This window comes from Citrobacter sp. GW821-FHT07H02 (assembly GCF_059418505.1).
This window is the reverse complement of sequence record NZ_JBWKPZ010000022.1, coordinates 58,491-82,552: the sequence shown is the minus strand read 5'-3', so window position 1 is coordinate 82,552 and position 24,062 is coordinate 58,491. Positions and strand designations below refer to the sequence as shown.

At 53.3% G+C, this 24,062-nt stretch carries 22 protein-coding genes; 5 read left to right on the top strand and 17 right to left on the bottom strand.

Annotated features, from left to right (window positions below; all coding sequences use genetic code 11):
• Positions 1–108: 108 nt before the first annotated feature.
• The 4 genes from hemG to pepQ are packed head-to-tail and all read right to left on the bottom strand — an operon-like array spanning position 109 to position 4,100.
• Entirely contained in the window at positions 109–654 is a 546-nt protein-coding gene (hemG, locus tag AC07NP_RS18985; protein ID WP_192613929.1) for a menaquinone-dependent protoporphyrinogen IX dehydrogenase, read from the bottom strand.
• A gap of 11 nt (positions 655–665) precedes the next feature.
• The gene (trkH, locus tag AC07NP_RS18980) at positions 666–2,117 is read right to left on the bottom strand and encodes a Trk system potassium transporter TrkH (protein WP_203359433.1); all 1,452 of its coding nucleotides are present in this window, start codon (positions 2,115–2,117) and stop codon (positions 666–668) included.
• Between the two features lie 37 nt (positions 2,118–2,154).
• A complete protein-coding gene (locus tag AC07NP_RS18975; protein ID WP_494661400.1) occupies positions 2,155–2,769 on the bottom strand; it encodes an IMPACT family protein in 615 nt (204 codons plus the stop codon).
• Positions 2,769–4,100, bottom strand: a complete 1,332-nt coding sequence (gene pepQ, locus AC07NP_RS18970) for a Xaa-Pro dipeptidase (RefSeq protein ID WP_494661399.1) — start codon at positions 4,098–4,100, stop codon at positions 2,769–2,771. Before pepQ ends, AC07NP_RS18975 begins: the two co-directional genes overlap by 1 nt.
• 186 nt (positions 4,101–4,286) lie before the next feature.
• On the opposite strand from pepQ, the gene fadB reads away from it, so the two are divergent.
• Positions 4,287–6,476: a fatty acid oxidation complex subunit alpha FadB gene (fadB, locus tag AC07NP_RS18965; protein WP_494661398.1), complete on the top strand. Its 2,190-nt coding sequence runs from the start codon at positions 4,287–4,289 to the stop codon at positions 6,474–6,476.
• A gap of 9 nt (positions 6,477–6,485) precedes the next feature.
• A complete protein-coding gene (fadA, locus tag AC07NP_RS18960; RefSeq protein WP_203359437.1) occupies positions 6,486–7,649 on the top strand; it encodes an acetyl-CoA C-acyltransferase FadA in 1,164 nt (387 codons plus the stop codon).
• Positions 7,650–7,783: 134 nt separating this feature from the next.
• Here fadA and fre read toward each other — a convergent pair whose 3' ends face one another.
• Both fre and ubiD read right to left on the bottom strand, forming a co-directional pair.
• On the bottom strand, positions 7,784–8,485 hold the full coding sequence (fre, locus tag AC07NP_RS18955) for an NAD(P)H-flavin reductase (protein ID WP_494661397.1): 702 nt from the start codon (positions 8,483–8,485) through the stop codon (positions 7,784–7,786).
• Positions 8,486–8,526: 41 nt separating this feature from the next.
• Positions 8,527–10,020 (bottom strand): 4-hydroxy-3-polyprenylbenzoate decarboxylase, encoded by a 1,494-nt coding sequence (gene ubiD / locus AC07NP_RS18950; protein ID WP_494661396.1) that lies wholly within the window; start codon positions 10,018–10,020, stop codon positions 8,527–8,529.
• Between the two features lie 167 nt (positions 10,021–10,187).
• On the opposite strand from ubiD, the gene rfaH reads away from it, so the two are divergent.
• A complete protein-coding gene (gene rfaH / locus AC07NP_RS18945) occupies positions 10,188–10,676 on the top strand; it encodes a transcription/translation regulatory transformer protein RfaH (protein ID WP_494661395.1) in 489 nt (162 codons plus the stop codon).
• Here the strand turns inward: rfaH and tatD are convergent.
• From tatD to udp, 9 genes are all read right to left on the bottom strand, one after another.
• The gene (gene tatD / locus AC07NP_RS18940; protein ID WP_494661394.1) at positions 10,673–11,455 is read right to left on the bottom strand and encodes a 3'-5' ssDNA/RNA exonuclease TatD; all 783 of its coding nucleotides are present in this window, start codon (positions 11,453–11,455) and stop codon (positions 10,673–10,675) included. The genes rfaH and tatD overlap by 4 nt on opposite strands.
• 41 nt (positions 11,456–11,496) lie before the next feature.
• Complete coding sequence (tatC, locus tag AC07NP_RS18935; protein ID WP_192613938.1) at positions 11,497–12,294, bottom strand: Sec-independent protein translocase subunit TatC; 798 nt, start codon at positions 12,292–12,294, stop codon at positions 11,497–11,499.
• A 2-nt stretch (positions 12,295–12,296) separates the two neighbouring features.
• Positions 12,297–12,842, bottom strand: a complete 546-nt coding sequence (tatB, locus tag AC07NP_RS18930) for a Sec-independent protein translocase protein TatB (RefSeq protein WP_203359442.1) — start codon at positions 12,840–12,842, stop codon at positions 12,297–12,299.
• 3 nt (positions 12,843–12,845) lie between these two features.
• The gene (gene tatA / locus AC07NP_RS18925) at positions 12,846–13,100 is read right to left on the bottom strand and encodes a Sec-independent protein translocase subunit TatA (RefSeq protein ID WP_162380358.1); all 255 of its coding nucleotides are present in this window, start codon (positions 13,098–13,100) and stop codon (positions 12,846–12,848) included.
• A gap of 78 nt (positions 13,101–13,178) precedes the next feature.
• Entirely contained in the window at positions 13,179–14,819 is a 1,641-nt protein-coding gene (ubiB, locus tag AC07NP_RS18920) for a ubiquinone biosynthesis regulatory protein kinase UbiB (RefSeq protein WP_494661393.1), read from the bottom strand.
• The gene (gene ubiJ, locus AC07NP_RS18915) at positions 14,816–15,421 is read right to left on the bottom strand and encodes a ubiquinone biosynthesis protein UbiJ (protein WP_494661392.1); all 606 of its coding nucleotides are present in this window, start codon (positions 15,419–15,421) and stop codon (positions 14,816–14,818) included. The genes ubiB and ubiJ overlap by 4 nt, the downstream gene beginning before the upstream one ends.
• A gap of 13 nt (positions 15,422–15,434) precedes the next feature.
• Entirely contained in the window at positions 15,435–16,190 is a 756-nt protein-coding gene (gene ubiE / locus AC07NP_RS18910) for a bifunctional demethylmenaquinone methyltransferase/2-methoxy-6-polyprenyl-1,4-benzoquinol methylase UbiE (protein ID WP_276293353.1), read from the bottom strand.
• A 94-nt stretch (positions 16,191–16,284) separates the two neighbouring features.
• Positions 16,285–17,712 carry a DNA recombination protein RmuC gene (rmuC, locus tag AC07NP_RS18905; RefSeq protein ID WP_494661391.1) on the bottom strand — a complete coding sequence of 476 codons (1,428 nt, stop codon included), beginning with the start codon at positions 17,710–17,712 and terminating at the stop codon, positions 16,285–16,287.
• Between the two features lie 160 nt (positions 17,713–17,872).
• Complete coding sequence (gene udp / locus AC07NP_RS18900; RefSeq protein ID WP_192613944.1) at positions 17,873–18,634, bottom strand: uridine phosphorylase; 762 nt, start codon at positions 18,632–18,634, stop codon at positions 17,873–17,875.
• 260 nt (positions 18,635–18,894) lie between these two features.
• Here udp and AC07NP_RS18895 point away from each other — a divergent pair, with 260 nt between their 5' ends.
• Entirely contained in the window at positions 18,895–19,704 is an 810-nt protein-coding gene (locus AC07NP_RS18895) for a dienelactone hydrolase family protein (RefSeq protein ID WP_494661390.1), read from the top strand.
• Positions 19,705–19,749: 45 nt separating this feature from the next.
• Here AC07NP_RS18895 and metE read toward each other — a convergent pair whose 3' ends face one another.
• On the bottom strand, positions 19,750–22,011 hold the full coding sequence (gene metE / locus AC07NP_RS18890) for a 5-methyltetrahydropteroyltriglutamate--homocysteine S-methyltransferase (protein WP_494661389.1): 2,262 nt from the start codon (positions 22,009–22,011) through the stop codon (positions 19,750–19,752).
• A 249-nt stretch (positions 22,012–22,260) separates the two neighbouring features.
• On the opposite strand from metE, the gene metR reads away from it, so the two are divergent.
• Positions 22,261–23,214: an HTH-type transcriptional regulator MetR gene (gene metR / locus AC07NP_RS18885; protein ID WP_494661388.1), complete on the top strand. Its 954-nt coding sequence runs from the start codon at positions 22,261–22,263 to the stop codon at positions 23,212–23,214.
• On the opposite strand, the gene AC07NP_RS18880 is transcribed toward metR, so the two are convergent.
• Positions 23,102–24,001 carry a carboxylate/amino acid/amine transporter gene (locus tag AC07NP_RS18880; RefSeq protein ID WP_276295260.1) on the bottom strand — a complete coding sequence of 300 codons (900 nt, stop codon included), beginning with the start codon at positions 23,999–24,001 and terminating at the stop codon, positions 23,102–23,104. The genes metR and AC07NP_RS18880 overlap by 113 nt on opposite strands.
• Between the last annotated feature and the right edge of the window lie 61 nt (positions 24,002–24,062).

Genomic DNA, 24,062 nt, shown 5'->3' with positions numbered 1-24,062 from the left:
GCGTGCCGTTGTTCCGTGTCAGTGGAGGCGCATTATAGGGAGTTATTTCAGGCTGACAAGCGGAAATTTAAAATAATCTTCCAAGTGCTTATTTTTTATTCTTTGCGACTACTTTGACGACGGATTGCTGGTTAGTTGCGCGATTTCACGGGCAAAAATCGCCACTTGTTCCCAGTCGGTATATACCACTTCTTTACTCGTATCCGTTTCACCGCCTGACATCTTCATAATGAGCTTAATCATAATGCGGTCGTACCAGCGATAACGAGGGTAACGAAGCGCCCCCGCAATCACTGCGCAACGATCGGGACGCCACGGCGAGTTCATCAGAAACTTGCGTGCATAGCTATTTGTCTGCGGCGTCCGCTTTTCCGGCTTACGCGCAACAAGATTCACCGAATAGAACGCACTCGGCATTGCGTTCAATCTTGCAGAATGTGTCTTCACGAACTCCTGGAAAGCAGCATGATAATGACCGTAGCGAATAGACGCCCCAATCACGACGCGATCATAACTTTGCCAGTCCGGCTCCTCAGTACGATGAAGATTAACGACATCCGCCCAGATCCCCAGCTCTTTTAATTCAGAGGCCAGATACGAGGCAATCTCGCGCGTTTGTCCATCCCGGGTAGAGAAGAGAATGAGTGTTTTCACGTGTTACTCCATTATTCACGCCAGAAAGTGGGGGTAAACAGCACCAGCAAAGTGAAGACTTCCAGACGACCAAACAACATATTGGCGATCAGGATCCATTTCGCAACCGGATTCATGCTGGCAAAGTTGTCGGCAACGACGCCCAGTCCTGGTCCCAGGTTGTTGAGCGTTGCGACAACAGAAGCAAACGCAGAGAAGTCATCCACACCGGTGGCAATAATAGCCAGCATGCTGACGATAAAGACCAACGCATAAGCAGAGAAGAAACCCCAGACGGCTTCGAGGATACGTTCCGGCAGCGCACGGTTCCCCAACTTTATGCTGTACACCGCATTCGGGTGGACCAGTCGCTTCAGTTCGCGATTCCCCTGCTTAAACAGCAACAGAATGCGGATCACCTTCAGGCCACCACCGGTTGATCCCGCACAACCACCGATAAAGGCAGAACACAACAGGAGAACAGGCAGAAAGAGCGGCCAGCGCGCAATGCTGTCCGTCGTAAACCCGGCGGTTGTCGCCATCGACACCACCTGGAAAAAAGCCTGATTCAGGGTCGTTAGCGCCGAGGCGTAGGTATTGTGGATCCATAAAACCAGGGTGCAGATGACCACCAGCGTCAGTTGTACGCCAATAAACATCCGGAACTCTGGGTCACGCCAGTAAACCTTCAGGCTGCGCCCGCTTAATAAAGAGAAGTGCAGGCCGTAGTTACAACCGGAGATCAGTAAGAAGATAGCAATAATGGTATTGATAGCAGGGCTGTCAAAATACCCCACGCTGGCATCATGCGTTGAAAAACCGCCAATGGCGATGGTGGCAAAGCTGTGCCCAATGGCATCAAAGGCGGGCATACCCGCAAACCACAGCGCCAGCGCGCACGCCACAGTCAGTAACACATAAATCAGCCACAGAGTTTTTGCTGTTTCGGCAATGCGCGGGCGCATTTTGTTATCTTTCAACGGCCCTGGCATTTCTGCCCGATAAAGCTGCATCCCCCCAACGCCGAGGATAGGAAGAATGGCCACCGCCAGGACGATGATCCCCATACCGCCAAACCATTGCAGCATCTGACGATAAAAAAGAATGGCATGTGGCAGCGAATCAAGCCCCACCAGCGTGGTCGCGCCGGTTGTCGTCAACCCGGAAAAGGATTCAAAAAACGCATCAGTAATTGTGAGGTTCGGTTGCTCAGAGAAGATAAACGGTAGCGCACCCACGCTACCCAGTACGGTCCAGAACAGAACCACGATGAGAAACCCTTCGCGGGATTTCAGCTCGCCTTTCTCCCGGCGGTTTGGCCACCACAGTAAAGAACCAATTGCCAACGCAACAAAGAAAGTTTGGGTAAATGCCCGACCCGCCCCATCACGGTAGATCAACGCAACCAACCCTGGGAGAATCATTGTCCCCGAAAATAAGATGACCAGTAGTCCAACGATTCGGGTAATGGCGCGAAAATGCATCTCTGCCGCTTCCTTTGTTCTAAAAATGAGGTGGGGATTATTCTTCAATCGCTAATAATTGCAATGAACCACGGCTAAAATCTGCCAGTTTTGCTGTAAATTCATCCACTTTTGCATAAGGAAGCGCCACCCGTAACAGAACATATGCCTGATAATCGCTGGTAACGATCTTACCGGAAAACTGTCCCAGCAATGCTTCAATCCCGGTCAACTGACCATATTCACACTGCAAAGTATATTCGGTTAATGGCGTCTTGCGTTGCGTGGTTAACTGTCGCAGCGCCTGATTCACTCCGCCGCCGTAAGCCTTCACCAGCCCACCAGTGCCCAGCAGAATACCGCCATAGTAGCGAACCACCACGGCGGTTATCTCACCTATACCACTGCCCATTAATTGGGCGAGCATCGGTTTCCCTGCCGTGCCCGCCGGTTCGCCGTCATCCGAGAAACCCAGTTGCTGCGAGTCGTCCGGCGCACCCGCCACCCACGCCACACAGTGGTGGCGAGCAGCCGGGTGCTCCGCTCTGACGGATTCCACAAACGCTTTCGCCGCTTCTACGCCGTCCGTATGGGCCAGCAGCGTAATAAAGCGGCTCTTTTTGATCTCTTCAACAACAGTGACCGGCGATGCAGGGATTAACCAACTGTCCATTACGCTAGTTTCAAATCACGCGTCATGTTTTCAACGTTGTTTTCGTGGATCACCACGTTATCTTCAATACGAATACCGCCAAAAGGTTTCAGCGCTTCGATTTTCTGCCAGTTGAAGTGTTTGCTGAATTGACCTTCGCGCCACGGCGCCAACAGTGACTCGATGAAATAAATCCCCGGCTCAATGGTTAATACCATTCCCGGTTCGAGCACACGGGTGCAACGCAAATAAGGGTATTTCGACGGCGCAGCGAGATGCGTTCCAGTATCATCCTGCATAAAACCGGCCACATCATGTACCTGCAGACCCAGCGGATGACCAATACCGTGTGGCATAAACGGCCCGGTAAGATTGTTTTCCACCATCGCCTCTTCGCTCATATCGGTCACAAGCTGATGCTTACGTAACAGTTTCGCGATGCGCTGATGGAACTGAATGTGATAATCCACATAGCTGACGCCTGCTTTCATCGTAGCAATCAGCGCCAGCTGTTCGTCATTCACATCTTTAACCAGCTGAGCGTAGTCATTATCGCTGTTGGCAGACCAGGTACGGGTCAGGTCAGCCGCATAACCGTTGTACTCCGCGCCGGCATCTAACAGGAAGCTGCGAATTTCAGACGGTGCCTGATGATCCAGCTTTGTGTAATGCAGGACTGACGCATGTTCGTTGAGCGCGACAATGTTGCTGTACGGTACATCTGTGTCTCGATGCCCGGTCGCCGTCAGATAAGCCAGGTTGATGTCAAACTCGCTCATGCCGGAACGGAAGGCTTCTTCTGCAGCACGGTGACCGCTCACCGCCATTTTCTGCGCTTCACGCATGCAGGCCAGTTCATAATCCGTTTTATAGGAACGGTAATAATGCAGATAGTCGATCACCCCTTTCGGGTTGATGTTGCTGGCAGCAATATCCAGTTGCAGCGCGCGCTCCGGAACCGGACCGATATAACCGATATTGCCGCGTGCGGCTGGCAATTGGCTACCAATGCCGTCGGCTTTTGGCAGCGCAATGATTTCAACGTCTTCGGTCCAGAAAGAGGTCGGTAACGGTTCAACGTTGTGCCAGTAATCAACCGGCAGATAGAACCACAGTTTCGGCTTGTTTACGCCATCTACCAGCAACCAGCAATTGGGCACCTGCGTCACCGGCACCCAGGCTTTAAACTGCGGATTGACCTTGAAGGGATACGGATGATCGTCGAGGAAGACGTTGACCAGCTCACCGGAGTGAATAAGTAACGCATCCAGCTTAAAACGCGCCAGTGCATCACGAGTCCGTTCTTGTAAGGTAACAATATGATTTTTATAGAGTGCGGCCAGTGATTCCATTTTTTTTCCTTCTGTTTTTGACCTCAAGTCTCCGCATCTTAGCACATCACATTGTGGCTGCGTGATTTCTGCCGAGCGTGATCGAATCGTCATTTTTTTAATCAGTCATTTGCATTTTATTAACACAAAATACACACTCGCTTAATCTGGTATGACCAGATCACCTTGCAGATTCAGGAGACTGACATGCTTTACAAAGGCGACACCCTGTACCTCGACTGGCTGGAAAATGGCATCGCCGAACTGGTGTTCGATGCTCCAGGCTCGGTCAACAAACTCGACACTGCAACCGTCGCCAGCCTCGGCCAGGCGCTTGATGTGCTGGAAAAGCAAACAGATTTAAAAGGGTTGCTACTGCGTTCCAATAAAGCGGCCTTTATTGTCGGTGCAGATATCACCGAATTCCTTTCACTGTTTCTCGTTCCCGAAGAGCAGTTAAGCCAGTGGCTGCATTTTGCCAACAGCGTCTTTAACCGTCTGGAAGATTTACCCGTTCCCACCCTTTCCGCTGTCAACGGCTATGCGCTGGGCGGCGGCTGCGAATGCGTTCTGGCGACCGATTACCGCCTGGCGACGCCGGACCTGCGTATCGGCCTGCCGGAAACGAAACTGGGGATCATGCCAGGCTTTGGCGGTTCCGTCCGTATGCCCCGTATGCTGGGCGCGGACAGCGCGCTGGAGATCATCGCGGCTGGTAAAGATGTCGGTGCCGAGCAGGCGCTGAAAATCGGTCTGGTCGATGGCGTGGTGAAGCCAGAGAAATTGATTGATGGCGCACTGGCAGTGCTACATCAGGCGATCAACGGTGACCTCGACTGGAGAGCCAAACGTCAGCCGAAGCTCGAGCCGCTGAAACTCAGCAAAATTGAAGCTGCAATGAGTTTCACCATCGCCAAAGGGATGGTCGCGCAAACCGCAGGTAAACATTACCCGGCGCCGATCACGGCGGTGAAGACCATTGAAGCCGCTGCCCGTTTTGGTCGTGAAGAAGCATTAAAACTGGAAAACCAAAGTTTTGTCCCGCTGGCACACACCAAAGAAGCCCGCGCACTGGTCGGCATATTCCTCAACGATCAGTTCGTTAAGGCCAAAGCGAAGACGCTCACCAAAGACATTGAAACACCGAAGCAGGCTGCCGTACTGGGTGCCGGAATCATGGGTGGGGGTATCGCTTATCAGTCCGCCTGGAAGGGCGTACCGGTGATCATGAAAGATATCAGCGACAAATCGCTCACCCTCGGTATGACCGAAGCCGCCAAGTTGCTGAACAAACAGCTTGAGCGCAGTAAGATCGACGGTCTGAAAATGGCGGGCGTGATTTCCACCATTCATCCAACGCTGGACTATGTCGGTTTTGAGCGCGTCGACGTGGTGGTGGAAGCGGTCGTTGAGAACCCGAAAGTGAAAAAAGCCGTACTGGCGGAGACGGAAGATAAGGTTCGTCCGGACACCGTACTGGCGTCGAATACGTCCACGATTCCCATTAGCGAACTGGCAAGCGTCCTGAAGCGTCCGGAAAACTTCTGCGGCATGCACTTCTTTAACCCGGTTCACCGGATGCCGCTGGTTGAGATCATTCGCGGCGAGAAAAGTTCAGATGAAACCATCGCCAAAGTGGTGGCCTGGGCCAGCAAGATGGGCAAGACACCGATTGTGGTGAACGACTGCCCTGGCTTCTTTGTTAACCGCGTACTGTTCCCGTATTTCGCAGGCTTCAGCCAGCTGCTGCGTGACGGCGCAGATTTCCGCAAAGTCGACAAAGTGATGGAGAAACAGTTTGGTTGGCCAATGGGCCCGGCGTACCTGCTGGATGTCGTGGGCATTGATACCGCACACCACGCGCAGGCGGTGATGGCAGCAGGCTTCCCACAGCGTATGCAGAAAGACTATCGCGACGCGATCGACGCGCTGTTTGAAACTAACCGTTTCGGTCAGAAGAATGGCCTGGGCTTCTGGCGCTATACAGAAGACAGCAAAGGCAAGCCGAAGAAAGAAGAAGACGCCACCGTGGACAACTTGCTGGCTGACGTCAGCAAAGCGAAGCGTGATTTCAGCGACGAAGAGATTATCGCCCGCATGATGATCCCGATGGTCAACGAAGTGGTGCGTTGCCTGGAAGAAGGCATCATTGCCAGTCCGGCAGAAGCCGATATGGCGCTGGTTTACGGTCTGGGCTTCCCTCCGTTCCACGGCGGCGCATTCCGCTGGCTGGACACGCTCGGCAGTGCAAAATATCTCGATATGGCGCAACAGTATCAGCATCTCGGTCCGATGTATGAAGTGCCGGAAGGTCTGCGTAACAAAGCGCGTCATAACGAACCGTACTATCCCCCGGTTGAGCCTGCCCGTCCGGTTGGCGACCTGAAAACGGCTTAAGGAGTCACAATGGAACAGGTTGTAATTGTTGATGCGATCCGTACCCCAATGGGCCGTTCGAAAGGTGGCGCGTTTCGTAACGTGCGGGCGGAAGATCTCTCCGCACACTTAATGCGTAGTCTGCTGGCGCGTAACCCCGCGCTGGAACCCGCTGCCCTTGACGATATTTATTGGGGTTGTGTACAGCAGACGCTGGAACAAGGCTTCAACATTGCCCGTAACGCCGCGCTGTTAGCAGAAGTCCCGCACTCTGTCCCTGCGGTCACCGTCAACCGTCTGTGTGGTTCATCAATGCAGGCGCTCCATGACGCCGCGCGCATGATCATGACCGGCGATGCGCAGGCGTGTCTTATCGGCGGTGTGGAACACATGGGCCATGTGCCAATGAGTCACGGCGTCGATTTCCATCCCGGCTTAAGCCGCAATGTGGCAAAAGCTGCGGGTATGATGGGATTAACGGCAGAAATGCTCTCCCGCATGCACGGTATCAGCCGTGAAATGCAGGATGCTTTCGCTGCGCGTTCACACGCCCGCGCCTGGGCGGCCACGCAGTTCGGCGCCTTTAAAAACGAAATCATCCCAACCAGCGGCCATGATGCCGACGGCGTGCTAAAGCAGTTTAACTACGATGAAGTGATCCGCCCGGAAACCACCGTCGAAGCGTTATCCACGCTGCGACCGGCGTTTGATCCGGTTAGCGGTACGGTCACCGCAGGCACGTCTTCGGCCCTCTCCGATGGCGCTGCCGCCATGCTGGTGATGAGCGAAAGCCGTGCACGTGAACTGGGCCTGAAACCGCGCGCGCGCATTCGCTCAATGGCCGTCGTGGGTTGTGACCCTTCAATCATGGGCTATGGTCCTGTACCAGCCTCAAAACTGGCGCTGAAAAAAGCAGGGCTATCGACCAGTGATATCGGTTTGTTTGAGATGAACGAAGCGTTCGCCGCACAGATCCTGCCGTGCATTAAAGATCTGGGGCTGATGGAGCAGATCGACGAGAAGATCAACCTGAATGGCGGCGCGATCGCTCTGGGTCATCCGCTCGGTTGTTCTGGCGCGCGTATCAGCACCACCCTGATAAACCTGATGGAACGCAAAGACGTGCAGTTTGGTCTGGCGACGATGTGTATCGGATTGGGTCAGGGTATCGCGACGGTGTTTGAGCGGGTTTAATCGGGCAAAATGCCGGGGGAGCTTCGCTTGCCCGGCCTACAACAGTGTTATCTCAACGCCATTGGTGCCAATGGCGAAGAAAGAAAGTTTAGTTGCCGTTCTTCCCGCCTGTCAGGGGCGGGTTTTTTATTGCTTTAAATAAAGGCGAAGGCATCACCAAATAGACGGTCTTCCCGCGCGCTGCGTTCGTTGCAGAACAGGTCGCGAGCGATTTTCGCCATCTCAAAACGTCCGGCGATGTAGATATCATGTCCGGCCAGCGTACCATGATCCTGTAAGACCGCAGTTAATACCGTTCCCGTACGGCCACGCCACCCCGCTTCTGGTTGCTCAACCACCGGTTCAATACGCAGATTGGGATGATTGATCGAAAGCGCTTCCAGCTCAGAGAGATCGTAAAGATGCTTTTCTTCCCGACCGCCCCAATAAATAGTGACATCGCGTTGTGGATTACGCGCCAGCGCAGTAAGCAGAATTGAACGCACGTAAGAGAATCCGGTTCCCCCGGCGATCAGGATCAGCGGACGCTCTTCATCATCACGTAGCCAGGCTTCGCCGTGCGGCATATCCACCACGATTTCGCTGTCTTTCAGGATGCGGTCCATCACTGCCATGGCATACAGATTGAGTTCCGAGGCACCAATGTGCAACTCAATAAACCCTTGCTCATCCGGCGTGGATGCCATAGAAAACGGACGTTTGTCCCGCTCGTCCATCACCACCATCAAATACTGACCAGCGCGAAATGAAAACGCCGCGTCTGGCACTAAACGTACGCGATATACGGTATCGGTGATAGCTTCTACCGAGGTCACTTTACAGCTTAAGGTTGTCATGCGCTCCCTCTGTCGGGTCTATAGGGCAAAACGATCGCGCCTCAGGCGCCTTTACCGTTGTTGAATATGGCCAGCTCATCCCAGATCGCATCGATACGCGCGGTAACGTCAGGATCTTTTTTAATGGGACGCCCCCACTCACGTTGGGTTTCACCAGGCCATTTGTTGGTGGCATCCAGCCCCATTTTTGAACCAAGCCCAGAGATTGGCGAGGCAAAATCCAGATAATCAATTGGCGTATTTTCTACCAGCACGGTGTCCCGGGCCGGGTCCATACGGGTAGTGATCGCCCAAATGACATCATTCCAGTCGCGTGCGTTGACATCATCATCGCAGACGATAACAAATTTGGTGTACATAAACTGGCGTAAAAATGACCACACCCCCATCATGACGCGCTTGGCATGACCGGCGTACTGTTTTTTAATTGTCACCACGGCCAGTCGATAAGAGCAGCCTTCCGGCGGCAGATAAAAATCGACGATTTCCGGAAACTGCTTTTGCAAAATGGGAACGAAGACTTCGTTTAGCGCCACACCCAGCACTGCGGGTTCGTCGGGTGGCCGGCCGGTGTATGTCGAATGATAGATAGCATCATCACGCTGCGTCACGTGCGTCACGGTAAAGACCGGGAAGCTATCCACTTCGTTGTAGTAGCCAGTATGGTCGCCATAAGGACCTTCCGGCGCCAGTTCACCCGGCTCGATATAGCCTTCCAGCACGATTTCCGCACTGGCAGGGACTTCAAGATCGTTGGAAATACATTTGACGACTTCTGTCTTTGTGCCACGTAACAGACCTGCAAACGCATATTCCGAAAGGGTATCAGGCACCGGCGTTACCGCACCGAGAATCGTCGCCGGATCGGCGCCCAGCGCCACCGCCACGGGGAAACGTTCGCCCGGATGCGCAGCGCACCACTCCTGAAAATCTAACGCGCCGCCGCGATGAGACAGCCAACGCATGATCAGTTTGTTCTTACCAATCAATTGCTGACGATAGATACCGAGATTCTGCCGCTCTTTGTGCGGACCACGCGTCACCGTAAGACCCCAGGTGATGAGCGGAGCAGCATCTTCCGGCCAACAGGTCATGATGGGAATGCGGTTTAAATCCACCTCTGAACCAGAGAACACTTTCTGCTGGCAGGGCGCGCCGCGCAGACGCTTTGTTGGCATATTGAGGACTTGTTTGAACTGCGGAAGTTTATCAAACAGATCGCGAAACCCTTTCGGCGGTTCCGGCTCTTTTAAAAACGCCAATAGCTTACCCACTTCCCGCAGAGCAGAAACATCCTCCTGCCCCATCCCCATAGCAACACGCTTCGGCGTACCAAAAAGGTTACACAGCACCGGCATTGAATAACCTTTGGGATTTTCAAACAACAGGGCAGGCCCACCGGCACGCAACGTGCGGTCAGCAATTTCGGTGATTTCCAGATGAGGATCGACCTCAAGCGAGATGCGTTTGAGCTCGCCCCGCTGTTCAAGCAGCGTCAGGAAGTCGCGTAAATCGTGATATTTCATGGCGTCCATTATGGCCTCTTCGTAAGCGCCTCATTATACGGCGTTCATCATCGTGATGCTGTATTTTTGTTAAATTAGCGTGAACTTCGGCGAAGCAAGCAAACCCGGGGATTATAATTAACTTAGCGCATAGCTTTTGCTATGCTTGCGCCCTGAATAAGGAAATAAGAGTCATTATGCAATCCTGGTATTTACTGTACTGCAAACGCGGGCAACTTCAGCGTGCCCAGGAACACCTCGAAAGACAGGCGGTGAATTGCCTGACGCCGATGATCACCCTGGAAAAAATAGTACGCGGTAAACGTACCACAGTCAGTGAACCTCTTTTCCCTAATTATCTGTTCGTCGAGTTTGATCCGGAAGTGATTCATACCACGACGGTCAACGCCACGCGCGGCGTCAGTCATTTCGTACGGTTTGGCGCACAGCCCGCAACAGTCCCCTCCAGCGTGATTCATCAGCTCTCTATCTGCAAACCTCACGATATTGTCGACCCAGAAACGCCTTATCCAGGCGACAGCGTGCTCATCACAGAAGGGGCATTCGAGGGGCTGAGGGCTATCTTTACCGAACCCGATGGCGAAGCACGGTCAATGCTTCTGCTTAACCTGTTGAATAAAGAGGTAAAGCAGAGCGTGAAAAATACCGGATTTCGTAAGATTTAAAACGCGATCCCAAACAGCGCTCTGACGTTATCATCTGTTATTGCTGCCAGGTGTTGCGGGTCGTCCCCACGCCACGTCGCGATACGCTCAAGAATATGCGGCAACCAGACGGGTTCATTACGTCTTGATGCTGGCTTTGGGGAGATGTCCCGGGGCAGAAGATACGGCGCGTCCGTCTCAATCAGCAGTTTTTCTGCCGGAATAAAAGGTAACAACTCGCGCAGCTCAAGCCCTCTGCGTTCATCGCAAACCCACCCCGTGATGCCGATATAAAGCCCTCTGTCCACACACTCCTGCATCTCCTGACGAGAACCAGTAAAACAGTGCAACACAGCACCAGGGAGTTTATCCAGCCAGGGTTCCAGTAACGTCAAAAAACGAGTATGCGCATCGCGACAGTGCATGAAAACAGGCATCTGTAATTCTGCGGCAATATGCAACTGCGCCAGAAAAGCCCGCTCCTGCTCTTGCGGCGTGGAGAAATTGCGATTGAAATCCAGACCGCATTCGCCAATTGCCACGACTTCTGGCAGACCTGCCAGCGCGACTATCGCCTCTTCGGTTGATGCTTGCCAGTGGCTACTATCATGCGGATGAACGCCAGCCGTCGACCAGCAACGCGTATATTGCCGCGCCAGCGCTTGCGCCTGCTGGCTTTCGTGCAGATTGGTCCCTGTCAGAAGCATGCCGTCCACACCTGCAGCAAAGCTACGCGACACGACCTCGTCTCTGTCTTTCGCAAACTGCGAGCTGGTTAAATTTACCCCGATGTCAAACATGCTGTCTCCAATACGACAACCGCCCTGACGGGCGGTTGTGTTTATTCTTCGGGTTTCTCTGCTTTCTCAGCGTTTTCAGCTTTCTCGTTCTCAGCCTCGTTATCTTCATCTCGCGTTTGTCGTTTACCCACATAGAAACGAGAGAAGAAGACGCCAACTTCAAACAAGCAATACATCGGTATCGCTAACAGTGTTTGCGAGAAGACATCAGGCGGGGTCAGCAACATCCCCACCACGAACGCGCCGACTAACACATAAGGGCGCTTCTTGCGTAAATCGTCGGGGGTCGTTACCCCCATCCAGCAAAGCAGCACAATGGCGACCGGAACCTCAAAGGAGATGCCAAATGCCATAAACAGCGCCATCACAAAGCTGAGATAACTGGCGATATCAGTAGAAACCTGTACGCCTTGCGGTGCGGTGTTAGCCAGAAAACCAAACGCCAGCGGGAAGACCACAAAGTAGGCGAACGCCATACCGATGTAGAACAGCAGTGAACTGGATACCAGCAGCGGCATGACAAGACGGCGTTCGTGCTTATACAGTGCAGGAGCAATAAACGCCCACACCTGATACAGGATCACTGGCGCTGACAAAATCAACGACACCATGAAGGTGAGTTTGATCGGGGTGAAAAACGGCGAGGCCACATCTGTGGCGATCATCGTCGCCCCCTGAGGCAACTGTTTGATCAGCGGCGCAGCAACCAGATGATAAATGTCGTTGGCAAAGTAAACCAACGCCAGAAAAATCAGGATAACCGCAATAATGCAGTTCAAAAGGCGCTTACGCAGCTCAATCAGATGCGTAATAAGGGGTTGAGTATCATCTACAGCCATGTTTACGGTTTATCACTCGGCGAAGGGGAGGATTCGAGAACAGGCGCGGCGGATTTCTTTTCTACGTCCGTCACATTTGCGGAAACGGTCTCCGTCGGCGCAGGCGTTGCAGCAGCCGTTTCCGGTTTCTGTTCCGGTGAACTGGCCTGTGTTTCAGCGGTGGCAGGGGTGACGCCCTCGTGCTGCGCTTCGTTTCCTTTCACCACCGGATTGTGGATGGTGTGTACTTCGTCACTCGACTTTTCAGGATCGTTAGCACTGTAGGAACGCTTCATTGACTCCGCAGCCTGACGAAGTTCATCCATTGATGCCTTCAGTTCAGGGGTCAAGGTATCCAGGCTCGCCTTTTCAACCTTCTTCAGGCTGTCCTGAAACTCCTGGAGCTTAAGCTCCTGGGTCAGTTCGTTCTGAACTGTGGTTGCAAGGGATCGCAATGCGCGAACCCAGCCCGCTACCGTTTTTACCGCTATAGGTAAGCGTTGAGGCCCCAGAACGATGAGGCCAATGACAAACACCAATAGCAGTTCGCTAAAACCGATATCAAACACGAATTATACCTGCTCTTTATCGTGGCTCTTGGCGTCTTCTTTTTTAGGCTCGCTTTGCTTATCAGCGATAGATTTAGCAGTAAAATCAGCGTCCTGACTGGTTTTATCCTGCTTCGTATCATCATCGCCCATGGCTTTTTTGAAACCCTTAATTGACGCGCCGAGATCGGAACCGATGGAGCCGAGCTTTTTGGTGCCAAATAGCAGTACAACGATGACGGCAATGATCAACAACTGCCAAATACTGATACCACCCATACATGTTCCTCTGTGATAGATGATGAATTATTAAGGTCGCATTATACGTTACACGACCTGCCTTGAGCGATGAAAAAATCAGCGCGTTTTACGCCAGCCGATAATCCAGGCAACCAGACCACCCGCCATTAACCAGCCTGGCATCAACCCCCATTCAGGACGGTTGATGAGCAGGAATGTCCCACTTAACAATAAGGTGGCACCAATCCCCAGTAAATAACGTGATTGTCCCTGGCGTACATGATTCGCCTGAAGCTCGCGCGCAATCTTATCAACACTGTGTTGTAAATATTTGCCCTGGCGCAAACTGTCATACACCAGTTCAGGTAATTCTGGCATTTTTTCGACCCAGAACGGGGCTTTTTCCTTAAATGCCTTCACCAGTGCAGGAATACCGACCTGATCTTTAATCCAGGATTCGAGGAATGGCTTGGCGGTTTTCCACAGATCGAGTTGCGGATAAAGCTGCCGCCCAACACCTTCAACATACAGCAAGGTCTTCTGCAGCAATACCAACTGGGGCTGAACTTCCATATTAAACCGACGTGCTGTATTAAATAGATTCAACAACACATGGCCAAAGGAGATTTCCGCCAGCGGTTTTTCAAAAATCGGCTCGCAGACAGTACGAATGGCAAACTCAAACTCTTCGACATTGGTGTCTGGTGGAACCCAACCGGAGTCCACATGCAGTTCCGCGACTTTACGATAATCACGATTAAAGAACGCGATAAAGTTCTCCGCCAGGTAGCGCTTATCTTCTTTATTTAGCGAGCCGACGATCCCACAATCAATACCAATGTATTTGGGATTTTCAGGATGCTCATAGCTAACAAAAATATTCCCCGGATGCATGTCCGCATGGAAAAAACTGTCGCGAAAAACCTGGGTAAAAAAGACCTGCACCCCACGTTCAGCCAGAAGCTTCATGTTGGTACCGTTCTTCTCCAGCGTCACCACATCCGAGACAGGAATGCCGTAAATCCGCTCCATAACCATCATATTTTGGCTACAGTAATCGGAATAGACTTCCGGGATGTAAAGCATCGGACTGCCTTCAAAATTACGACGCAGTTGGATGGCGTTGGCAGATTCACGCAACAAATTAAGTTCATCAATCAGCGTTTTTTCATACTCGCGCACCACTTCGGTCGGACGCAGACGGCGGCCATCCGGCAATAAGCGAGGTACCCAGCGAGCAAGTCGGTAGATAAGCTTCATGTCCGCTTTGATAACCGGCAGAATGTCCGGGCGGATCACTTTAATCACCACCTCTTTGCCATTCGATTTCAGCCGAGCGGTATGCACCTGAGCAACCGACGCAGAGGCCAATGGCTGTATATCAAAATCATCAAACCAGGCATCGACAGGCAATCCTCCCATCGCTTCCTCAATTTGTGCTTTGGCAAGATTTCCATCAAACGGGGCAACCCGGTCCTGCAGTAACGCAAGCTGATCGGCGATATGAGGAGGGAAAAGATCACGGCGAGTGGAGAGCATTTGACCAAACTTGATCCACACTGGCCCTAATTCCTGCAAAGCCAGTCTTAGTCGCTCTCCCAGCGGTTTGTCTTCGTGCTTATTCGGCATCCAGAACAATGTGTAACGCCATAACCGAAGCGGCAGCGTAATACGCATTTTGGGGATGAGTTCATCAAGGCCGTAACTTAAAAAGGTGCGAACGATGAAATAAAGGCGCCGTACTTCACCTGGCGTCATTTGGCCTCCAGTTTTTCCAGCCGTTTAGCCAGCGCGTCGACTGCACGCTCCACGGCGGCAGTTTCTTCCGCAAACCAGGCAACTTCAAGCGCGCCAGGCGCCAGGCGCCACTCTTCAGTGATCGCTTCAGCGACATAGCGTTGCTGGCGTTGAACCCCGTGACACAGAAATTTCGCCCCACCGCGCAACGCTTTACTGATCCCTTCCGCAGCGATGTCGCCGGTGTAGGGAGCCAGCAGTTCCGCAGGGTCTAACTCAGCCAGATCGGCCAGCGCAACAAAATTCTGCACCACCTGAATATCGCCCTGGACTTCAAGTTCACCACTGCGAATAAGCGTAGCCAGTTGCTGCCGGTCGCGTAATTTTGGCAATACGCTGGCATGCGTTATCACCGTACAATCGGCCTCACCTTCCCATGCCCCCAGTACATCGACCTGGCGTTCACTGAACACCAATATTAATGGCGTCGAAAATCCGTTCAGCTCTACACGCAGTACCTTGCTTTGCAAGCGCGCTCGCGCCGACTTTAATGCAGTCGAACGGTACAGAAAGGTGTTGAGCAAACTTTCGATTCCTGCGGTCACTAAGGGTTTAAAAGGCATCCCCGATCTCCTGTCAGAACTTGTAACCACGATGCAGAGCAACAACACCGGCCGTCAGGTTGTAATAGTCGACGCTTTCAAATCCGGCGTCCTGCATCATCACTTTTAGGGTGTCCTGATCGGGATGCATACGGATGGACTCAGCAAGATAACGGTAACTTTCCGCATCACTCGCGACCATCGAACCAATTCGCGGCAGGATGTGGAATGAATACGCATCATAGGCTTTGCTCAGCGGTTCAATGATGGGTTTGGAGAACTCCAGCACCAACAAACGACCGCCCGGCTTCAATACGCGATACATCGAACGCAATGCTTTATCTTTATCCGTTACGTTACGTAGCCCGAACGAAATGGTAATGCAGTCAAAGGTATTGTCCGGGAATGGCAATGCTTCCGCATTCGCCTGTACGTACTCAACGTTACCAATGACGCCGATATTACGCAGCTTCTCACGCCCCATTTTGAGCATTGAGTCGTTAATATCCGCCAGGATAACTTTACCTGTCTCACCCACCATACGTGAAAACTTCGCGGTCAGGTCGCCCGTACCGCCCGCCAGATCCAGAACGGTCTGCCCACGTCGAACGCCGCTACAATCAATGGTGAAGCGCTTCCACAAACGATGAATGCCAAATGACATTAAGTCATTCATGACGTCGTATTTTGACGCCACAGAATGAAAAACGTGGGCCACCATGTCAGCTTTCTGCTCTTTAGCGACGGTCTGAAAGCCAAAGTGCGTCGTTTCTTGTGAATCTTCCACCATCTCAGTGCCTGCTCATCAATAAAATGTTCGAGAAGTGTAACAGATTGGGGCAATTTGCCCTACCCTTCTACTGGGTTCAACTACCCCGAATGGGCTAGCGTGATTGCTGCTTTGCACCCTCATCATCAGGGTAAGCGGCGTCCTGTGCCTGCTCAGGAACAGAGCGTAAACGGTACTCTTCATCCTGCGTCGTGGCTTGCTCAACCAAATCCGGATTGATTTCACGTTTAATTTCCACCCCTAACCCGCGAAAAGCTTCCGCCTGGGCCAGTACGTTTCCACGGCCCGAGGAGAGTTTTTTCATCGCCTGCCGATAGTTGTCCTGCGCCTTATCCAGACTCTGACCAATAGACGACATATCATCGACAAACAGCCGCATTTTGTCATAGAGCTTGCTGGCCCGATCGGCAATTTGCTGGGCATTACGGCTTTGATGTTCATAGCGCCACAAGTTGGCGATTGTGCGTAGCGCCACCAACAGGGTCGTTGGGCTTACCAGCATAATATTATTTTTAAGCGCCTCGGTAATCAGTTCGGGCTGTTTGTCCAACGCCAGCAGAAAAGCGGGTTCGACAGGGATAAACATCAGGACATAGTCCAGCGAGCGCAGCCCTGGCAACTGTTGATAATCCTTACGCCCCAGCAAACGGATATGATTGCGTACCGATGCAATGTGTTCCTGCATCGCACTTTCGCGGGTGTAATCATCCTGTGCGTTAAAATAGCGCTCGTAAGCAACCAGCGTCATTTTGGCGTCAATCACGACGTCTTTGCCCTGCGGCAGACGCACAATCACATCCGGTTGCATCCGGGAACGGGCATCGTTCTCAATGCTCACCTGCGTTTCGTATTCATAACCTTCACGCAGACCCGATGCCTCCAGCACGCGCGTCAACACCACTTCTCCCCAGTTACCCTGGGTTTTGTTGTCACCTTTGAGCGCACGCGTCAGGTTGACCGCTTCCTGCGCCATCTGTGCATTCAACTGTTGGAGATTGCGAATTTCGTGCGCCAGAGTGTGACGCTCCCGCGCTTCCTGACCAAAGCTGTCCTGCACCTGACGTCGAAAACCATCTAACTGTTCACGCAGTGGCGTCAGCAATCCATTGAGGCTCTGGCGATTTTGCTCATCGACTCGACGGTTACTTTGCTCAAATATCCGGTTTGCCAGGTTTTCAAACTGCTCGCTCAGACGCTGTTCGCTATTGATCATCTGGCGGATTTTGTCTTCTGCATGCTGCTGTGTTGCTTCCATGCGGGTGGTGACTTCACGCAGGTCAGCTTCCAGAGAGGTATTAATGCTACGCAGACTGCGTAACTCATTGTTGAGAAGCTCGCATTCATCGCGCCAGTGATCGCTCTGAGCAAGCTGCTGTTTTGTCGCGCTTAAATCCGCGACCAGCTCTTCGCGCTCGGCAAATTGTTCGGCTTTCTGTTGCGCATGCTGGTAGCTGGCCATCAACCAGCCAATCGCAATGCCCACCAATGCGATAACCGCATAAACAATGATTGAGATATCCACAACGCCTCCTGCATAAACGACGTAAGCCTGATGGTACAGACTTTACCCGCACAAAATAGAATTGTGCTGTATAAACGTCCAGTTTAAAAGGAATTTCCTGCGAGGGGCTACGCAAAATAAAAAGGCCGAACGCGTCGGCCTTTTACAAGAGAAGAGGGAATTACAGCAGACGACGCGCCGCTTCCACCACAATTTTCACTGCGTGGCTTTCCGTTTGCTTCATCGTTTCTGCATTGGGAATCTCTTGCTGGGTGCGGTTGACGATAACGCCCGCCACCATACCGGCACGCAGACCCTGGCTTGCACACATGGTCAGCAGCGTTGCGGATTCCATTTCATAGTTCATAACACCCATTGACTGCCACTCTTCCATGGAGCCTTTGAAGTTGCGGACTACGCGACCCGAGAAGGTATCGTAACGTTCCTGGCCTGGATAGAAGGTGTCAGAAGACGCCGTAACACCAATATGCGTCGTCGCACCAATGGATTTCGCCGCTTCAACCAGCGCGGTGGTACAGGCAAAATCTGCCACGGCCGGGAACTCCATCGGCGCAAAATGCAGGCTCGCACCATCCAGACGAACAGAAGCGGTGGTGACCAGTACGTCGCCAACGTTAATGTGCGGTTGAATCGCGCCGGTAGTGCCGATACGCAGGAAAGTACGAATGCCCAACTGTGCCAGTTCTTCCACAGCGATAGAGGTAGACGGGCCGCCAATACCGGTAGAGCAAACAATCACTGCTTTGCCATCCAGTTCAGCACGCCACGTAGTGAACTCGCGATGGGATGCCAGCTTAACCGGCTTATCCATCAGCGCAGCGATCTTTTCCACACGCTCCGGATCGCCAGGGACGATGGCAAGCGTAGCCCCTTGTAAATCGTTTTTAGTGAGGCCGAGATGAAAAACATCAGACTTGGACATATACAACTCCTCTGTGAATTGGTTTTGTCAGAAGCAGCAAAAAGACACTCTACCGAAGGACTCAAAACATTTTCGTGACACCTATCACCATGATGTAAATAAATTGCATTGAATTTCCATAAAATAGCGATCCACATCACACAAACCTATCGATATCACTCACCGTTGCACAAAAGATAGACCGTTTCAGGCAATGTGATTTGTTGCATGCTGTCTATATTTAACATTGCGCTAATTTTCTTAAGGGTACGGAGAATACCATGACGAAGACACAACAACCGGGTTTTGCACCTGCAGCTTCACCTCTTGCCTCTACTATTGTTCATACGACGGATGACGCCATCATCGCTGGACTAACGTCGATTCCCTCTCAGGGAGATGATATGCCGGCATATCACGCTCGCCCCAAAAACAGTGAGGGCGCGCTGCCGATTGTCATCGTGGTACAAGAAATTTTTGGCATGCATGAACATATTCGCGACGTTTGCCGCCGCCTGGCGCTGGAAGGGTTTCTGGCTATCGCACCAGAGCTCTATTTCCGCGAAGGCGATCCCAACGATTTTGCCGATATTCCCACCTTACTGAGCGGCCTGGTGGCCAAAGTTCCTGATTCGCAAGTGCTGGCGGACCTGGACCATGTCGCCAGTTGGGCTTCCCGCAACGGCGGTGATGTCCATCGTCTGATGATTACCGGTTTCTGTTGGGGTGGACGTATTACCTGGCTGTATGCTGCGCATAATCCACAGTTAAAGGCTGCGGTGGCGTGGTACGGCAAACTGGTGGGCGACAAAACGCTGAACTCCCCGAAACAACCCGTGGATATTACGACGGATCTGAACGCCCCAGTTCTGGGACTATACGGCGGGCAAGACCCCAGCATTCCCGTTGATTCAGTGGAAACCATGCGTCATGCGCTCCGTGCCGCCAACGCCAAAGCGGAGATTGTCGTCTACCCGGATGCGGGACATGCGTTTAATGCGGATTACCGTCCGAGCTATCACGAAGAATCCGCGAAAGACGGCTGGCAGAGAATGCTGGCGTGGTTTGCGCAGTATGGCGGAAAGAAGTAAACGTAATGACAAAAAACCGGGTGGCTATGCCACCCGGTCTGAGTACTACGCCTGACGCAAATTCTGCGCCGCCTGCACCATGTTCGCCAGCGCGGCGCGGGTTTCCGGCCAGCCGCGGGTTTTGAGGCCGCAGTCCGGGTTGACCCACAGACGCTCCGCCGGGATCCGCTGCTCGGCTTTCTTCAGCAGTGCTTCAATCCACTCCACGCTCGGCACGTTCGGCGAGTGAATGTCATACACGCCCGGCCCGATTTCGTTCGGGTAATCAAACTCTTCGAAGGACTCCAGCAGCTCCATGTCGGAACGCGAGGTTTCAATGGTGATAACGTCAGCGTCCAGCGCCGCAATCGAATCCATGATGTCATTGAACTCGCAGTAACACATGTGAGTGTGGATCTGGGTGTCATCCTTCGCCACAGCGGCGTTGATACGGAAGGCTTCCACGCCCCACTCCAGATACGCCGCCCAGTCGCTGCGACGTAGCGGTAAACCTTCGCGCAGCGCCGGTTCGTCGATCTGGATGATGCCAATCCCTGCGGCTTCCAGATCTGCCACTTCATCACGCAGCGCCAGCGCAATCTGCTTAGCGATGGTTTCACGGGTGACGTCTTCACGCGGGAAGGACCAGCAAAGAATGGTCACCGGGCCGGTCAGCATGCCTTTCACCGGTTTGTCGGTCAGAGACTGGGCGTACTTCGCCCACTCGACGGTGATCGCTTCCGGACGGCTGACGTCGCCAATCACCACCGGCGGCTTCACGCAGCGGGAACCGTAGCTCTGTACCCAACCGTTCTGGGTAAAGACGAACCCGTCGAGGTGCTCGCCAAAATATTCCACCATGTCGTTACGTTCGGCTTCACCGTGTACCAACACGTCGAGGCCTAAGCGTTCCTGCTCAACAATCGCCTGTTTGATGTGTTCCGCAATGCCGGTGCGGTAGTTGTTGGCATCAAGGTTGCCCTTTTTGAAGTCCAGGCGCAGGCCGCGGATTTCCGTGGTTTGCGGGAAGGAGCCAATCGTGGTGGTCGGCCAGGCGGGCAGTTTAAAACGAGCGCGTTGAGCTTCAGCACGCACTTCATAGGCATTCGTACGCTGGCTGTCCTGGGCGGTAATCGCTGCCAGACGTTTTTCCACCGCCGCGTTGTGAACGCGAGTCGAGTGGCGACGCGCCTGAATCGGGGCGCTCCATTCCGCCAGTTTTGCGGTATCGCCGCTGTTCAGCGCATCACGCAGCAGCGCCAGCTCACCGCATTTTTGCAGGGCGAAGGAGAACCAGCTTTTCACTTCCGCATCCAGGCGTGTTTCCACGCTGAGATCGATCGGGCTGTGCAGCAGGGAGCACGACGAGGCCACCCACAGGGAACGTTTGCCAACGATATCTTTAACTTGCGCGTATTTCTCGGTGAGATCGGCACGCCAGACGTTACGACCATTCACCAGCCCGGCAGAGAGCAGCCAGTCAGATGGCAGACGCTTGTGCAGTTCAGCCACGTCATCTTTCCCATGAATCAGGTCAACGTGCAGACCCTGCACCGGCAGCGCGGTAATGGTGTCGAGGTTCGGCGTCACGCCTTCAAAATAGGTGGTCAGCAGCAGTTTCACCTGACCCGTGAGCGCATCGTAAGCCGGTTTGAAGGCGTCCAGCCACTCTTGCGGTAGCTCCAGTACCAGCGCTGGCTCATCAATTTGTACCCACTCAACGCCACGTTTTGCCAGTTCAGCCAGCACCTGCTGGTACACCGGCAGAATGTCATTCAGCAGGCTCAGGCGATCAAACTGCTCGCCTTTCACTTTACCCAGCCACAGGTAGGTCACCGGGCCGAGCAGCACAGGTTTGATCGTGTGGCCAAGCGCCAGTGCTTCATCCACTTCATCCAGAAGCTGGGTCCAGGTCAGTTTGAACTGCTGGCCTTTCACGAACTCCGGCACCATGTAGTGGTAGTTGGTGTTAAACCATTTGGTCATTTCCGCTGCCGCTGCCGGTTCGCCGGTTGGCGCACGACCGCGACCAATACGGAACAGGGTGTCGATATCCACCGATCCATCGTTGTTCTGATGACGAGCCGGCACGTTGCCGAGCAGCAGGCTGGTGGTCAGAACATGGTCGTACCAGGCGAAATCGCCCACTGGCAGCAGATCCACGCCCGCCTGCTTTTGCTGGTCCCAGTGACGGGCACGCAGCTCACGTCCCACTGCCAGCAGTTCGTCACGAGTGGCGTTGCCCGCCCAGTATCTTTCTTGTGCTTTTTTCAGCTCGCGGCGAAGGCCAACGCGAGGAAAACCGAGGGTGTGATTCAATATTGTCATTTTTCTTCCTCTCATTATTTTATTGAATCTGAAAGCAAAACTCTAAATAGTTCGGCTGGCAGGAAGGCGGCGACACAGCGCATCCCCAGGAGCTTACTGAAGTAAGTGACTGGGGTAAGCGAGGAAGCCAACGCACCTGCAAGTCGAAATATGACGAGTTTTGGACGTCCAGATGTTTACACATCCATAATGTAAATGTAATGTGTATTCCTCAAGCGCAATTTGTTCATGCCGAAGTGAAGGACTTTCATGATCGAAATTAAACACCTGAAAACGCTACAGGCGTTGCGGAATAGTGGTTCGCTGGCCGCCGCCGCGGCAACGTTGCATCAGACCCAATCCGCCCTGTCTCACCAGTTCAGCGATCTGGAGCAACGCCTCGGTTTCCGGCTCTTTGTGCGTAAAAGCCAGCCGCTGCGTTTTACGCCACAGGGAGAGATTCTCCTGCAGCTGGCGAACCAGGTGCTGCCGCAGATTGGCCGGGCGCTTCAGGCATGCAACGAACCGCAACAGACCCGGCTACGTATTGCGATTGAATGTCATAGCTGTATTCAGTGGCTGACCCCGGCGCTGGAAAATTTCCACGCGAAATGGCCGCAGGTGGAGATGGATTTCAAATCAGGCGTGACGTTTGACCCACAACCCGCGTTGCAGCAGGACGAGCTGGATCTGGTGATGACCTCCGATATCCTGCCGCGCAGTGGACTACACTATTCACCTATGTTTGATTTTGAAGTGCGTCTGGTATTGGCTCCGGATCATCCGCTGGCCAGCAAAACGCTGATCACGCCGGAAGATCTTGCCAGCGAAACGCTGCTGATCTACCCGGTGCAGCGCAGCCGCCTCGACGTGTGGCGTCACTTCCTGCAGCCAGCGGGTGTCAGCCCGTCGCTGAAAAGCGTCGATAACACGCTACTGCTGATCCAAATGGTCGCGGCCAGAATGGGTATTGCAGCCCTGCCGCACTGGGTGGTGGAGAGTTTTGAACGCCAGGGTCTGGTGGTGACCAAAACCCTGGGTGATGGATTGTGGAGTCGCCTCTACGCCGCCGTCCGCGACGGCGAACAACGGCAGGCGGTCACGGAAGCCTTTATTCGTTCAGCGCGGAACCACGCTTGCGATCATCTGCCGTTCGTACGGAGCGCGGAGCGACCCAATAGCGATGTACCCACAGCGAGGCCAGTATCACCGTCGCCCCAATGATAAAGCTTGGCCAGTGGGGCTGTTCTTGCCAGATAGCAAGGTTGACCAGCAGTCCTGCGGGCACATGCACGTTATTCATGATGCCCAGCGTGCCTGCATCCACCTGCGTCGCCCCGTAGTTCCACATAAAGTACCCCAGTCCGGAAGCCACCACGCCCAACCAGACCAGAATGCCCCATTGTAATGGGGTCGTCGGGAGCTTGTTAGGATTCCCCAGCATAAACCAGGCGGCGACAGCCACCAGAAATGCCCCCATGTAGAACCAGGCAAACGCGTTGTGCTGCGGCATCGGGTGGATCTCCATCAATCGCTTGTAACCCACCATGCCAATGGCAAAACTGATATTCGCCAGCTGTACCAGCAACAAACCGGTCCAGAAGTGGTCGCTGACTTTGTCATAACGAATGATAGCGGCTCCAACCACCGCCAACAGCGCGCTCAACACATAGCCCCAGCGCAGTCTGCGCTTACTCAACAGATCGTAGATCAGCGTGATATAAAGCGGTGTGAGGACGGTAAACAGTAAAAATTCAGAGACGGTCAGGTACAGGTAAGCGCGGAAACTGAGCAGGTACATGATGCCTAACTGCATTGCGCCGACCAGCATGTAGAGCACAATGGTCCGCGGCGACTGCCCGCGCGTGCGCAGAAACGGCAGGAATACCAGCGCCGCCAGCCCCACACGCATCAGCACGGAAAAATAGCTGTCGACATGCCCGGCAAGATACTCGCCAATTAAGCTAAACGAAAAGGCCCACAGGATCGTGGTAATGATGAGTAGCGCCACAATGGATGTCTCTTTGAACAAGGAGCATCCATTGTAGCGGAGAGTTCAGTTGACAACTGGT

Bases quoted from the DNA above. Each gene is read 5' to 3' on its own strand.
- ubiB (WP_494661393.1), bottom strand. From the start codon at position 14,819: ATGACGCCAGGTGAAGTACGGCGCCTTTATTTCATCGTTCGCACCTTT.
- fadB (WP_494661398.1), top strand. From the start codon at position 4,287: ATGCTTTACAAAGGCGACACCCTGTACCTCGACTGGCTGGAAAATGGC.
- metE (WP_494661389.1), bottom strand. From the start codon at position 22,011: ATGACAATATTGAATCACACCCTCGGTTTTCCTCGCGTTGGCCTTCGC.
- metR (WP_494661388.1), top strand. From the start codon at position 22,261: ATGATCGAAATTAAACACCTGAAAACGCTACAGGCGTTGCGGAATAGT.
- AC07NP_RS18895 (WP_494661390.1), top strand. From the start codon at position 18,895: ATGACGAAGACACAACAACCGGGTTTTGCACCTGCAGCTTCACCTCTT.
- tatD (WP_494661394.1), bottom strand. From the start codon at position 11,455: ATGTTTGACATCGGGGTAAATTTAACCAGCTCGCAGTTTGCGAAAGAC.
- trkH (WP_203359433.1), bottom strand. From the start codon at position 2,117: ATGCATTTTCGCGCCATTACCCGAATCGTTGGACTACTGGTCATCTTA.
- AC07NP_RS18975 (WP_494661400.1), bottom strand. From the start codon at position 2,769: ATGGACAGTTGGTTAATCCCTGCATCGCCGGTCACTGTTGTTGAAGAG.
- ubiD (WP_494661396.1), bottom strand. From the start codon at position 10,020: ATGGACGCCATGAAATATCACGATTTACGCGACTTCCTGACGCTGCTT.
- fadA (WP_203359437.1), top strand. From the start codon at position 6,486: ATGGAACAGGTTGTAATTGTTGATGCGATCCGTACCCCAATGGGCCGT.
- rfaH (WP_494661395.1), top strand. From the start codon at position 10,188: ATGCAATCCTGGTATTTACTGTACTGCAAACGCGGGCAACTTCAGCGT.
- fre (WP_494661397.1), bottom strand. From the start codon at position 8,485: ATGACAACCTTAAGCTGTAAAGTGACCTCGGTAGAAGCTATCACCGAT.
- udp (WP_192613944.1), bottom strand. From the start codon at position 18,634: ATGTCCAAGTCTGATGTTTTTCATCTCGGCCTCACTAAAAACGATTTA.
- tatC (WP_192613938.1), bottom strand. From the start codon at position 12,294: ATGGCTGTAGATGATACTCAACCCCTTATTACGCATCTGATTGAGCTG.
- ubiJ (WP_494661392.1), bottom strand. From the start codon at position 15,421: ATGCCTTTTAAACCCTTAGTGACCGCAGGAATCGAAAGTTTGCTCAAC.
- ubiE (WP_276293353.1), bottom strand. From the start codon at position 16,190: ATGGTGGAAGATTCACAAGAAACGACGCACTTTGGCTTTCAGACCGTC.
- pepQ (WP_494661399.1), bottom strand. From the start codon at position 4,100: ATGGAATCACTGGCCGCACTCTATAAAAATCATATTGTTACCTTACAA.
- tatA (WP_162380358.1), bottom strand. From the start codon at position 13,100: ATGGGTGGTATCAGTATTTGGCAGTTGTTGATCATTGCCGTCATCGTT.